This is a genomic window from Nocardia sp. SYP-A9097 (assembly GCF_009649815.1).
Lineage (GTDB): Bacteria > Actinomycetota > Actinomycetes > Mycobacteriales > Mycobacteriaceae > Nocardia.
This window is the reverse complement of sequence record NZ_WJIC01000005.1, coordinates 351,791-364,507: the sequence shown is the minus strand read 5'-3', so window position 1 is coordinate 364,507 and position 12,717 is coordinate 351,791. Positions and strand designations below refer to the sequence as shown.

Here is a 12,717-nt window from a genome sequence, read left to right as displayed (position 1 = left end):
CGGGAACACGCTCGTGAACCCACCGCGGTCGGTACGTCTTGAAGAATCAAAGCACAGACCGATTCGCTACGCGGCGTCCACTGCGACGACACCCCGCCGAATAGCCTTGACCGCCTTGGATGCTGTGGCCGCGACCTCCACATCGTCGGCGGTGTTGTGAATCTGGTCCAGCATGTCGATGACCTGACGGCACCAGCGCACGAAATCGCCCGCGGAGAGCGGGTTTCCGCGATCGCCACTGGTGAGCAGCGCATCAGCGAGATCGTCACCGCGCGCCCAGGAGTGGATACCGGTGACGAAACCGAGATCGGGTTCGCGGGTGGGCGAGAGCCGATGCCGGGCCTCGTCGGTCCGCAGTTGCGACCACACCGCGATGGTGGCATCCACGGCCCGGCGAATCGGCGCGGTCGGGCCCGAAGCGCCGAGATATCCACCCTCCTGGCGGGATTCGAAGACCAGGATCGATACCACGGCCGCCAATTCGGCCGGACCGAGGCCGCGCCACAGACCCTGCCGCAAACATTCGGCGACCACCAGATCGGCCTCGGCGTAGATGCGGGCGAGTCGCCGGCCGTCGGCGGTGACCTCACCGTCCTCGACGTACCCGCGTTCGGCGAGCAGCGCCAGAATCCGGTCGAAGGTGCGGGCCAGCGAGTTGGTGGTGGCCGCCACCTGCTGGCGCATGGACTCGTTCTCCCGCGCGATGCGGTTGTAGCGTTCGCCTATGCGCGCCAACTGTTCCCGATCCGGCCGCGAGTGTGCCGGATGGTTGCGCAGTGCCCGGCGCAGCGCCTGCAATTCGTGATCGTCGGCGGCCCGGGACTTCTTACCAGTGCGACCGCGCCCGGGCACCACGATGCCGGTACTGCGCAGTGCCGATGCGAGATCGCGGCGTACTCGCGCGGTGCGGTGATCCACATGCCGGGGCAGGCGCAGGTGGCCCAATGATTGTGCGGGGGTGGGGAAGTCGGCGGCCGAGACCCGGCCGGCCCATTTGTCCTCGGTGAGCACCAGTGGGCGCGGATCACCCGGTGTCGCATCGGGTTCCAGAATCACCGCGAGTCCCTGGCGACGCCCGGCCGGAATCGCGACCACATCACCGCGCCGCAGCCCCGCCAGTGCCGAGGCCGCGGCCGTGCGCCGATCGGTGCGGCCCTGATTCTCGATCTGACGCTCCCGGGACCGAATGCGGTCGCGCAGTTCGATGTACTCGAGGAAATCGTCATCGCCGAGCTGTGAGCGCAGTTTGCGCATCTGGGAGTCGTTCTTGTCGATGCCGCGCACCAACCCCACGACCGACCGGTCGGCCTGGAACTGCGCGAAGGATCGTTCGAGCAGTGCCCGCGAACTCTCCGCGCCCATCCGATCCACCAGATTGATGGACATGTTGTAGCCGGGCCGGAACGAACTCTTGAGCGGATAGGTTCGCGTGGAAGCCAATCCGGCCACCGCACTGGTATCCACATCCGGATGCCACATGACCACCGCGTGGCCCTCGACATCGATACCGCGCCGCCCGGCACGACCGGTGAGCTGGGTGTACTCCCCCGGCGTCAACTCCGCGTGGGTCTCGCCATTGAACTTCATCAGGCGTTCGAGCACGACCGTGCGCGCGGGCATATTGATGCCCAGAGCCAGTGTCTCCGTGGCGAATACGGCCCGCACCAGGCCGCGCACGAACAGCTCCTCGACGGTGTGCCGGAAGGCGGGCAGCATGCCCGCGTGATGCGCCGCGAACCCGCGATGCAGTCCTTCGCGCCACTCCCAGTACCCAAGCACCTCGAGATCGCCGCGCGGCAGATCGCCGGTGTGCTTCTCTATAATCGCGTCGACCTCCGCGCGATCCTCCTCACGGGCGAGATCGAGCCGCGAGCGCACGCATTGGGCAAGCGCCCCATCGCATCCCGCGCGGCTGAAGATGAACGTGATGGCGGGCAGCAGCCCCTCGTCATCGAGTTTGGCGATGACATCGGGCCGCGGTACGGGCCGGAAGAACCGGCGCGGTCCGCCGCGCCCGCGCCCGCCGGGCACACCGAAATTGTCCATCCGGTCAGCGGCTTCGCGCTGTTTGATGAACCGAACGAGGTCCTCGTCGACCAGAATCTTCTGATCACTGGACTTGGTGTCGAAGAGGTCGAACATGCGCCGGCCCACCATGACGTGCTGCCACAGCGGCACCGGGCGCGTCTCATCCACGACGACGGCGGTATCACCGCGCACGGTCCCCATCCACCCGCCGAACTCCTCGGCATTGCTGACCGTGGCGGACAGGCACGCCAGGCGCACCTCGGGCGAAAGGTGCAGAATGACCTCTTCCCACACCGCACCGCGGAACCGGTCGGCCAGGTAATGCACCTCGTCCATCACCACATACGAGAGCCCTCGCAGCGCATCAGAACTCGCATAGAGCATATTGCGCAGCACCTCGGTGGTCATGACCACGACGGGGGCGTGCGGATTGATGGACTGGTCACCGGTGAGCAGACCCACCGATTCCCTGCCGTAGCGCGCGGTGAGGTCGGCGAACTTCTGGTTCGACAGCGCCTTGATGGGTGTCGTATAGAAGCATTTGCCGCCCGAGGCCAGCGCGAGGTGGACCGCGAATTCACCGACCACGGTCTTGCCCGCGCCGGTGGGCGCGCAGACGAGCACACTGTGCCCGCCCTCGAGCGCCTCACACGACTGCCGCTGGAACGGGTCCAGCTCGAATTTCAGCTCTTCGGCGAATGCCGCCAGTTCGCCAGTAAGCGACCTTGATGTCACCGTCAGAGGGTATCGGAGTAATCCGACACGCTTCGCGTTGTTTTCTCCAGCGCGGCCGCGGGGACCGGTTCGGGAGTCTCGACCGGGGTCACATCGCCGATGCCGTCGCCGCTGTCGGACAGGGGTGAGGCTTCGTCATCGGAGAGGTTGTCCCAGCTCTCGGCATTGCGGGCCTTGCGCCGGTCGTTGATGCGCGCGATTTGCACCGCGATCTCGAACAGCACGGTCAGCGCGAGCGCCAGCGCCAGCATGGAGAACGGATCCTGCGGGGTCACGATGGCCGCGAAGACGAACAGGCCGAAGATCAACCCGCGCCGCCACTTGGTGAGCCGCTCATAGGTGAGCACGCCCAGGAAGTTCAATCCCACGATCAGCAGCGGTGTTTCGAAGCTCACGCCGAAGATGATCAGCAGTTTGATGATGAACCCGAAGTACAGCGAACCGCTCAACGCGGTGATCTGGGTGTTGTTGCCGATGGTGAGCAGGAAGCTCAACGCATGCGCCACAATCCAGTACGCCAGCACCGCGCCGGCGATGAACAGGGTCGCACCCGCGGTGACGAAGGAGACCGCGTACTTGCGTTCCTTCGAGTACAGACCAGGCGTGACGAACGCCCACAGCTGATACAGCCAGATCGGGCTGGCCATGACCACACCCGCGGTCGCGCCGACCTGCAGGCGCAGCATGAACTGTTCGAACGGCGCGGTCGCCAACAGCCGGCAGGCGCCATCCGGGCTCAGATTGGCGCGCGAGGAGGCGGGAAGTTCACAGTACGGGCCGGTCAGGACATCGCCGAGGCTCTCGATACCGAGGAACGAATGCGAGTACCAGAAGAACCCGAGCAGCGTGGTGACCGAAATGGCCGCCAGCGCGACGAGCAGGCGATAGCGGAGTTCCGCCAGATGCTCGACGAGGGACATGGTGCCCTCGGGATTGGTCCGGCGCTTACTGCGGCGCGGATCGAACGGAATGCGCATGTGTGTGTGACTGCCTCGCTGCGAGTGAACGCCCCGAACCTGGACAACGCTTGACCCGGGGTGAGCGTCGGCTCAACCCCGGTGTCGGTTGGTGTCAGACCTGGGGCTTCTCGACGTTCACGGGCTGCGCGGCGGCAGGCTGCTGAACTACCGGCTGCGCGGCGGGGAGCTGCTGCGGGGCGGCCGCCTCGGGGGCGGTCTCGCCTGGCTTGTTGGCCTCGGTCTGCATCTGGCTGACTTCGCTCTTGAAGATCCGCATGGAGCGGCCCAGGCTGCGGGCCGCGTCGGGCATCCGCTTCGAACCGAAGAACAGCAGGAAGACCAGTGCGACGATCAGCAAATGCCACGGGCTGATGCTGCCCATAATTTCCAACCTCCAAAGACTGTGGTGTTTCAGATGCTACCGGACATGCATACGCCCGGGTTTTTCGTCAAGACTCCGAGTCGGCCACGGCGGCCAGTTCCGCCAGCAACTCCGGCCCGGACCAGGTGCGTCGGTCACCGTTCTCCGCGGCCGTTATCAACTCGATAAGGCGCGCATTGACCGGTGTGGGCAAGCCGACCATGGCTCCAAGGCTCACGATTTCACCACAGAGCCAAGCGATTTCGGTTTTGCGACCCGCCGCCAGATCGTCGGCCATGGAGGAGCGCGCCATCGGATCGATGGCCAGCACGCGCCCGGCAACCCGCTGGAACATGCCATCCGGGACGGTCAGCAGGCGTGCCATGACCTCGGGCGGCAGCGGGGTGAGTCGGGCAGGTCGGATACGCGCGCGGGCCATCGCCGCCAGCGCCTCCTGCTGGGTCAGCGCCAGACAGCGGCGATAGTCCCGGGTGCCCAACTCCTCGCGCAGTGGCCGGCCGGACAGCGCGTTGATGGGATTGTTCAGATTCAGCAGCAGTTTGGCCCACTGCACGGGCAGCAGATCCGCATACCGCTTCACACCGAGACCGGATTTGTGCAGAACGGGCGCGAAACGGTTCAGCACAGCATCATCGGCAATGGCGACCCCGCCCGCGGTGCCGCGGTGAAAGCGGCCGTTCTCGCGGTGCACGACATTGAACATGACCATGCCGGCCAGGACCACGCAGCCGGGCAGCACATCGCGGATGACGGCGTCATTGCCGATGCCGTTCTGCAGGCTGATCACCACCGTACCGGGCTTGACCAGGCCGGACAGCTCACGCGCGGCCTTCTCGGTATCGGCGGATTTCACCGTGATGAGCACCAGATCGGCATCGGATGCCTCGGCCGGATCGGTGGCGGTGCGGAAGGTATCCGGCTCTACGCGCTCGTCCCGGCCGTCCAGATCGGTGAGCCGGATTCCGGAGGTCTCGATCTCGTCGAGCAGGCGCGGCCGCCCGATGAAGGTGACATCCGCGCCCGCGGCGGCGAGTTCGCCGCCGACGAAGATGCCGATACTGCCCGCGCCCAGCACCATGACGCGCGGGGCCGGGGTGGTTTTCGGGACGGTCAAGCGGGACCGACCTCCTCTAACCCGGTCAGGTGGAACTCGGTCGAATTATCCTGGGCCAGTGCCGAATACGCGGCCAGGGCGGTGCCGGAGCGCTCGCGCACCGCTGTCACCAACTCGGGCGGGCCGAGGACGGTGACACCGGAACCGAAACCGAGCAGCAGGCGGGCCATCCAGTCCAGGGTGGCGAAGCGCATGGTGGCCTCGATATTGCCATCGGGGTGTGCCGCGACCCGATGCATCGGGTACTGGTCCAGGACCCACAGGTAGTCGGCGTGAATCAGCAGGCGCGCCAACGGAACCGCCGGATCGTCGACGAAAAGGTCCAGGGCCGAGGTCTCGTCGGCGGCGGCCTCGGCGGGCGGCCGGGCCGGTTCGCCGAGTTCGGTGGCCACCTCGATGCGGTCGAGGCGGAACAATCGGACGCCCTCGGCCTCCCGGCACCAGGCCTGCAGATAGCTGTTGTTGTCCACCAAGACAATACGAATCGGGTCGACGGTTCGTTCAGAGACCACATCGCGGCTGGCCGAGTAGTAGACCATGCGCAGGGCATGAGCGTTGGCGAGCGCGGAGCGGACCGTGGCCACCGAGGGGGCCTCCACCGGAGCGGGCACCGAGCGGGCCTCGAATTCCCTTCCGGAGATGGCGGATTCGATCTTGGCGATGGCCGAATGCGCGGCGCTGGGATCGACCATGCCGGGCAGGTCCGCGATGGAACGCAGCGCCACCAGCAGGGCGGTCGCCTCGAGGGAGGTCAGCCGCAGCGGGCGGTCGATACCGGCGGAGAAGGTGACCTCGATGCTCTCCTCGGAGAACGACAGGTCGATGAGATCACCCGGGCCGTAACCCGGAAGTCCGCACATCCAGAGCTGATTCAGATCGCTCATGAGCTGTTTGGTGGTGACGCCGAGCTCCGCCGCGGCCTCGGCGGCGCCGATGCCCGGGTTCGCCTGGAAGTACGGGACCATATTCAGCAGCCGGGACAGGCGCACCGAAAGCCGGCTGCTGGCAGCGGCATTGGCGCGGCGGTCGCGGGCGCCGGTGGAGACGCGGGCGCCGTCATTGGCACTCACTGCAACTTTGCGTGCCGCGCCGGAAGCCGTTCGCGCGCTACCGGATCTGTCATTGGCATTGCCTGCCGTATCGCGCGCGCCGTCTGCTCCGTCGCTCATGCCGAGACCTCCGTCCGTTCCAGTACCGACTTGAGCCGGGCAATCACGTTCTCGCGCAGTTCTTCCGGCGCGAGGACCAGGGCATCGGCGCCGAGACCGGTGATGAGCCGGGCCAGCCAGTCGCGGGAGCGGATCGGCACCTCCACAATCGAACCCTTACGGCCGCCGAGTTCGCGCTCCTCCATGGTCGCGCCGAGCCGGCGGATCTCCTGACCGCGGCCATCGGCCACCCACACCGTCGCCGAGCCCGCGATCGGGGCCTGACCGGTGACCTCGGCGACGAGCGCGCGCAGGTCCACATCCTCGGGTTTGTGCACCGCGTTCGCGGGACCGTATTCGGTGACCGCCTCGCCGATCCGCGACACACGGAAGGTGCGTTGCGCATTGCGCACATTGTCGTAGCCGACGAGATACCAGCGGCCGTGATGGGTGACCACACCCCAGGGCTGCACATCCCGCTCGATCGGGTCGCCATGCGATTGCCGGTGCATGAACTTCACCGAACGGCCCGCATCGATGGCGGCCAGCAGTTTGCCGAGTACCGGTTCCGAACCGCGGGTACGCGCCGGAACCGCGGGCACCGAGGCCACCCCCGGATCCGGTTCGACGTGAATGCCCGCCGCGCGCAGCTTGAGCAGCCCGCCCTCGGCCGCAGCGGCCAGTTCGGGCGACTCCCACAGCTGTACGGCGACCGCGACGGCGGCGCTTTCGGCGCTGGTCAGATCGATATCGGGTAGCTCGTAGGCATCCCGATTGATGCGGTAGCCCTCAGCGCCCGAGTACCGGCTGATCGGACCGATTTCGAGGGGAATGCCCAGATCGCGCAGCTCGTTCTTGTCGCGCTCGAACATTCGGCTGAAGGCCTCGTCGCTCGCCGACTCCTCGTAACCCGCGACCGAGTCCCGAATCCGCTCGGCGGTCAGGAATTGGCGGGTGGACAGCAGCGCGATAACCAGATTCATCAACCGCTCGACCTTGGATATCGCCACCCGTTAGAGAGTAGTGTGCGCGCCCACGCCGTGTGGAACGACCCGGCCATGCGCGTCCGAGGGACCGCGACGAAACGGGCCGCGGACCACGAAGGTCTACGGCCCGTCCCTCTACTTGCGGACTACATCGAGGCGATGAGCCTGTCGACTCGCTCGTCGACCGAGCGGCATCGGCACCGCTTGCACAGGACCGTGCACTGGGCCTGGACGATCACATCGACGCGATCAGCCTGTCGACTCGCTCGTCGACCGAGCGGCATCGGCACCGCTTGCACAGGACCGTGCACTGGGCCTGGACGATCACATCGACGCGATCAGCCTGTCGACTCGCTCGTCGACCGAGCGGAACGGGTCCTTGCACAGAACCGTCCGCTGGGCTTGGTCGTTCAACTTGAGGTGCACCCAGTCGACCGTGAAGTCACGACCGGCTTCCTGTGCGGCGGTGATGAAATCGCCACGCAGTTTGGCGCGGGTGGTCTGCGGCGGAGTGGTGACCGCCGCGTCGACCGCGTCGTCCTCGGTGATGCGCTTGGCCAGACCCTTGCGCTGCAGCAGGTCGAAGACGCCGCGGCCGCGCTTGATGTCGTGATAGGCCAGATCCAGTTGCGCGATCTTGGGATCGGACAGCTCCATGCTGTAGCGATCCTGGTAGCGCTGGAACAGCTTCCGCTTGATGACCCAGTCGATCTCGGTATCGACCTTGGCGAAATCCTGCGCCTCGACGGCGTCGAGGGTGCGGCCCCAGAGGTCGACGACCGCATCGACCTGCGGGTCGCGGTCGCGATTGCGCAGGTGCTCGACGGCACGGGCGTAGTACTCGCGCTGAATCTCGAGGGCGCTGGCCTGCCGGCCACCGGCCAACCGCACCGGACGCTTGCCGGTGAGATCGTGCGATACCTCGCGAATAGCCCGAATCGGGTTGTCCAGGGCGAAGTCTCGGAAGGCCACGCCCGCCTCGATCATCTCCAGCACCAGCGAAGCGGTGCCCACCTTGAGCATGGTGCTCGGTTCGGCCATATTCGAGTCGCCGACGATCACATGCAGGCGGCGGTACTTCTCGGCATCGGCATGCGGCTCATCACGGGTATTGATGATGGGCCGGGACCTCGTGGTCGCCGAGGAGACACCCTCCCAGATGTGTTCCGCGCGCTGCGACAGGCAGAACGTCGCGGCCTTGGGCGTCTGCAACACTTTGCCCGCACCGCAGATCAACTGGCGGGTGACCAGGAACGGCAGCAGCACATCGGAGATCCGCGAGAATTCTCCGGCGCGCACCACGAGGAAGTTCTCGTGACACCCGTAGGAGTTGCCCGCGGAGTCGGTGTTGTTCTTGAACAGGTAGATGTCGCCGCCGATACCCTCCTCGGCGAGACGCTGTTCGGCGTCGATGAGCAGATCCTCCAGGACCCGTTCACCGGCGCGGTCATGAGTGACCAGCTGCACCAGGCTGTCGCACTCGGCCGTCGCGTACTCCGGATGGGAACCGACATCGAGGTAGAGCCGGGCGCCATTACGGAGGAACACGTTGGAACTACGGCCCCAGGAAACTACCCGGCGGAAGAGATACCGGGCCACCTCGTCAGGACTCAACCGACGGTGACCGTGAAAGGTGCACGTCACCCCGAATTCGGTTTCGATCCCCATGATTCGTCGCTGCACCCTATCGACATTACAGCGATGTAGTGCCCGATAAGGGCGGTGTGGCAGACCTGATGCAAACGTATTCACAACGATTTAGCACGGAGTGCAACGCAGCACCCGCCGTAGGCGGCGAAAAGCCAAGTCCCCTTTGCACTCTGCTGTGCAGAGTGCAAACACTCGGGGGTGCCGAGTGCAACATGGCGGGGGGTGAAAACGCGAAACCGGGCCGCGAACAATAGGGTTCGCGGCCCGGTTTCGAGGCGGGTCGAAATCACCGGAAATCCCGGCCGCGCACTTGTGCTGTGCGGCCGGGGATTTCGGCGAATTATTCGGCCTGGGACGGATCTCCGGACGAGGGCTTATCGGCCTCGGCCGCCGCCGCGGCGCTCTGCGTCTTGCCGGTGATCAGTTCCTGTAGCGCGGATCCGGTGATGCGGCGGAAGGCCCGTCGCGGCCGGGACTGTTCGAGCGTGGCGACCTCCAGGGAGGAGGGCACCGCGGCCTTCTTGTCCTTGTCCGCACCCTCGGGAGCGGATTTGGCGAAGGCCTGCATCGCGACCGTGACGGCCGAGTGCAGGTCCAAACCGGGCTGGTAGGACGCCTTGAGCGCGGTGACGATGGGCTCGGTATTGCCGCCCATCACCACGAATTCGCGCTCGTCGACAATGGATCCGTCGAAGTTGATCCGGTACAGCACCGAATTCGGGTCCTGACCAGGGTAGCCGACCTCGGCGATACAGATCTCCACCTCGAACGGCTTGAGCTGGTCGGTGAAGATGGTGCCCAGGCTCTGCGCGTACAGGTTGGCCAGGAACCGGCCGGTGACATCGCGCCGGTCGAACTGGTAACCACGCAGATCAGCCTGCAGAATGCCACCGCGGCGCAGGCTTTCGAACTCGTTGTACTTGCCGACCGCGGCGAAGCCGACGCGGTCGTACAATTCGCTCACCTTGTGCAGTGTGGCCGAGGGGTTCTCGGCCACGAACACCACACCTTTGTCGTACACCAGCACGATGACGCTTCGCCCGCGTGCGATGCCCTTGCGCGCGAGTTCGGTCTTGTCGCGCATGATCTGTTCGGCGGACGCGTAATACGGCAGTGTCATACTCGGGCACTCCCCTCTTCGTCCACGCGTTCGGCCACGATCTCGCGAGTGATCTCGGCCAGCCGACCCTCCGACACCTCAACGGAGCCTTCGGAATCGATGACGATCGCCGTCGGATAGATGCCCCGCAGGGTGTCGGGGCCACCGGTGGCGGTGTCGTCGTCGGCGGCGTCGAACAGGGACTCGACGGCGATGCTGAGCGCCTTGTCCTGATCTATGCCGCGCTTGTACGTCTTCTTCAGCGACGATTTGGCGAACAGCGAACCGGAACCTACAGCGGTGTAACCGAATCGCTCCTCGCTGCGGCCGCCGACCACGTCGTAGGAGATGATGCGGCCGGACTTGTCCGGGTCCTGCTGGTCCGGGTCGTAACCCACCAGTAGCGGCACCACCGCGAGACCCTGTAGGGCCGCGGGGAGGTTGTCGCGCACCATCTTCGAGAGTTTGTTGGCTTTGCCGTCGAAGGTGAGGGAGACGCCCTCGATCTTCTCGTAGTACTCGAGCTCCACCGCGAACAGCCGGATCATCTCGATGGCCATACCCGCGGTGCCCGCGATGCCGGCCGCGGAGAAGGTGTCGGTGATGTACACCTTCTCGATGTCACGGCTGGCCAGCAGGTTGCCCTGGGTGGCCCGGCGGTCGCCCGCGATCAGCACGCCGCCGCGGTAACTGACCGCGACGATGGTGGTGCCGTGCGGTGCGATATCCGACGGCGCGCTCGCGTTCAAGAGCGCGCCTTCGGTCCGGAAGCTGTTGCCGGGCAACAGTTCCGGAGCGTGCAACCGCAGGTATTCGGAGAAGGAAGAGAGGGCGTTCCCCATTTGGAGACGCAATGGGTCGCCTTGGGTCACTGGCCGCCCTTCTGAACGTACGCACGCACGAAGTCCTCGGCATTTTCCTCGAGAACATCGTCGATCTCATCGAGCAGGTCGTCGGTCTCCTCAGCCAGTTTCTCCCGGCGCTCCTGCCCCGCAGCACCGTCCCCGACGGGCCCCTCGTCCTCGTCGCCACCACCGGCGCGCTTGGTCTGCTCTTGTGCCATAGCAGCCGACCTCCTCTGTGATCATCGGCGAGCACCGGAGAAAATCCGATGCCCGTCCCCCAACACTACCGGTACCACGAGTTCTGATGGTGTTACTCGCTAGGCAGTTACGCGATCTCTCCCGCAACGTTCTCTCCCTGTAGAGAGTTCCCGTGGCTATAGCCGCTGCCAACAGGTTTGGGCTTACATGGCTTTCCATCGGGCTCGTTCAACGTCGCCCCGCACCTCGAGGAGGACGTAGAGCCAACCTGCGGCTTACTCGCGAGCGCCGCGAGGTTTCGGGCCGCATTCACATCGCGATCGGCGCGGTGCCCGCATCGATCGCATCGATACACACGCTCATCCAGGCGCAGCTTGGTTTTCACCGCACCACAGCGACCGCACGTCTTGGAGCTCGGGAACCAGCGATCGGCCACCTGCAGCTCACCGCCCCGCCAGCGCACCTTGTATTCGAGTTGGCGGCGGAGTTCACCCTAGCCCGCGTCGGATATGACTCGGGCCAGTCTTCGATTGCGAAGCATCCCAACAATGTTCAGATCTTCGATCACAATGACACCGAACCTCGCGGCCAGCGCACTCGTCAGCTTGTGGGCATCATTCCGGCGGGCATTCGCCGCTCGCCGGTGCAGTCGATCGATTCGCGCCCTGGTTCGACGCCACCGCGCGGATCCCGGATGCCGGGTACGCCGATCCGCACCGATCCGCCGTCCAGCCTGCCGTTCGAGTCGCCGGAGAGTCCGAAGCTCCCGCTCCAGGCGTCTGCCGTTCGAGACAGCTCCGTCTGCATCAGATATCCCGCGGACCGACCGGGAGAGCACGGCCAGATGCGAGATGCCGAGATCGACTCCGACCGCCAGGTCGGGCCACCGCGCAGGAGCATCCGATCGCAGATTCTCGACGGAGAACGAAGCAAACCAGCGACCCCCGCGGAAGACCACGGTCACGGAACGCAGCCTCGCGACACCACGCTGGATGCGGCGCACCAGCTTTCGAGTCGACTCGTGGGTCCGGACGACCCCGATACTGGGCAATCGCACGTGACGTCGCCTGGCTCCCGCCAAACCAAAGCCGCCCGTGGTGAATCGGCACGACAGCGGCGATCGTTTGGATTTGAATCTCGGAAAGCAGACTGTCGCTCCCGATCGGGTCCCCCGCTTCGAAGCCGACCAGTTGGCCAGTGCGACAGCGAGGTTCGCCAGTCCGGATGCGTACGACTCCTTCGAGTTCTCACTCCACCACGGCGCAACCTCGTCCTTGCGCGGGTTCCAAAGCTTCCGCAACGCGTATGCGGACCAGTTGAGCGGCTGAGTCCTGGCGGCCTCGGGGATGCCATAGGTCAGTTCCGCCTCTCGCTGTTCCCAATTCGCTTTCACCGTGGCCAAGCCCCAGTTGTACGCGACACGCTGGGCACCACAGTGCGAGCGCAGCGCCCGTTCCTGCGCGGGCGTCGGATCGAGCGCGAACCGATATGCCTGGATGACCGGCGATCCCTGAGGAACACCGGACACTTCATCCGAAAGCAGGTACTCGCTCACGTGTTCGAAATTAGTGGC

General features: G+C 65.6%; 11 protein-coding genes and 1 pseudogene. All 12 read right to left on the bottom strand.

Annotated elements, in window-relative coordinates; genetic code table 11:
• Window positions 1-66 precede the first annotated feature (66 nt).
• Complete coding sequence (locus tag GFY24_RS14125) at window positions 67-2,763, bottom strand: RNA helicase (RefSeq protein ID WP_309230837.1); 2,697 nt, start codon at window positions 2,761-2,763, stop codon at window positions 67-69.
• A gap of 2 nt (window positions 2,764-2,765) precedes the next feature.
• Window positions 2,766-3,740, bottom strand: a complete 975-nt coding sequence (gene tatC / locus GFY24_RS14120; protein WP_153805458.1) for a twin-arginine translocase subunit TatC — start codon at window positions 3,738-3,740, stop codon at window positions 2,766-2,768.
• A gap of 94 nt (window positions 3,741-3,834) precedes the next feature.
• Entirely contained in the window at window positions 3,835-4,104 is a 270-nt protein-coding gene (gene tatA / locus GFY24_RS14115) for a Sec-independent protein translocase subunit TatA (RefSeq protein WP_153805457.1), read from the bottom strand.
• Window positions 4,105-4,171: 67 nt separating this feature from the next.
• Window positions 4,172-5,182 carry a 2-dehydropantoate 2-reductase gene (locus GFY24_RS14110; protein WP_153805565.1) on the bottom strand — a complete coding sequence of 337 codons (1,011 nt, stop codon included), beginning with the start codon at window positions 5,180-5,182 and terminating at the stop codon, window positions 4,172-4,174.
• A 32-nt stretch (window positions 5,183-5,214) separates the two neighbouring features.
• Complete coding sequence (locus tag GFY24_RS14105; RefSeq protein ID WP_153805564.1) at window positions 5,215-6,183, bottom strand: YafY family protein; 969 nt, start codon at window positions 6,181-6,183, stop codon at window positions 5,215-5,217.
• A gap of 200 nt (window positions 6,184-6,383) precedes the next feature.
• Window positions 6,384-7,376, bottom strand: a complete 993-nt coding sequence (locus GFY24_RS14100; protein WP_309230836.1) for a YafY family protein — start codon at window positions 7,374-7,376, stop codon at window positions 6,384-6,386.
• A gap of 300 nt (window positions 7,377-7,676) precedes the next feature.
• Window positions 7,677-9,035, bottom strand: coding sequence for a Pup--protein ligase (gene pafA / locus GFY24_RS14095; RefSeq protein ID WP_309230835.1), 1,359 nt, complete (start codon window positions 9,033-9,035; stop codon window positions 7,677-7,679).
• Between the two features lie 307 nt (window positions 9,036-9,342).
• Window positions 9,343-10,122: a proteasome subunit alpha gene (gene prcA / locus GFY24_RS14090; protein ID WP_153805456.1), complete on the bottom strand. Its 780-nt coding sequence runs from the start codon at window positions 10,120-10,122 to the stop codon at window positions 9,343-9,345.
• On the bottom strand, window positions 10,119-10,943 hold the full coding sequence (prcB, locus tag GFY24_RS14085) for a proteasome subunit beta (RefSeq protein ID WP_153805455.1): 825 nt from the start codon (window positions 10,941-10,943) through the stop codon (window positions 10,119-10,121). Before prcB ends, prcA begins: the two co-directional genes overlap by 4 nt.
• 26 nt (window positions 10,944-10,969) lie before the next feature.
• A complete protein-coding gene (locus tag GFY24_RS14080) occupies window positions 10,970-11,164 on the bottom strand; it encodes a ubiquitin-like protein Pup (RefSeq protein ID WP_067536347.1) in 195 nt (64 codons plus the stop codon).
• A 107-nt stretch (window positions 11,165-11,271) separates the two neighbouring features.
• Window positions 11,272-11,622: pseudogene (locus tag GFY24_RS43705) on the bottom strand (zinc ribbon domain-containing protein); the annotation flags it as partial.
• A gap of 15 nt (window positions 11,623-11,637) precedes the next feature.
• Complete coding sequence (tnpB, locus tag GFY24_RS43700) at window positions 11,638-12,672, bottom strand: IS607 family element RNA-guided endonuclease TnpB (protein ID WP_375336048.1); 1,035 nt, start codon at window positions 12,670-12,672, stop codon at window positions 11,638-11,640.
• Window positions 12,673-12,717 lie beyond the last annotated feature (45 nt).

Bases quoted from the DNA above. Each gene is read 5' to 3' on its own strand.
- GFY24_RS14105 (WP_153805564.1), bottom strand. From the start codon at position 6,183: ATGGTCCCGTACTTCCAGGCGAACCCGGGCATCGGCGCCGCCGAGGCC.
- prcB (WP_153805455.1), bottom strand. From the start codon at position 10,943: ATGGGGAACGCCCTCTCTTCCTTCTCCGAATACCTGCGGTTGCACGCT.
- GFY24_RS14110 (WP_153805565.1), bottom strand. From the start codon at position 5,182: ATGGTGCTGGGCGCGGGCAGTATCGGCATCTTCGTCGGCGGCGAACTC.
- prcA (WP_153805456.1), bottom strand. From the start codon at position 10,122: ATGACACTGCCGTATTACGCGTCCGCCGAACAGATCATGCGCGACAAG.
- GFY24_RS14080 (WP_067536347.1), bottom strand. From the start codon at position 11,164: ATGGCACAAGAGCAGACCAAGCGCGCCGGTGGTGGCGACGAGGACGAG.
- tatC (WP_153805458.1), bottom strand. From the start codon at position 3,740: ATGCGCATTCCGTTCGATCCGCGCCGCAGTAAGCGCCGGACCAATCCC.
- tatA (WP_153805457.1), bottom strand. From the start codon at position 4,104: ATGGGCAGCATCAGCCCGTGGCATTTGCTGATCGTCGCACTGGTCTTC.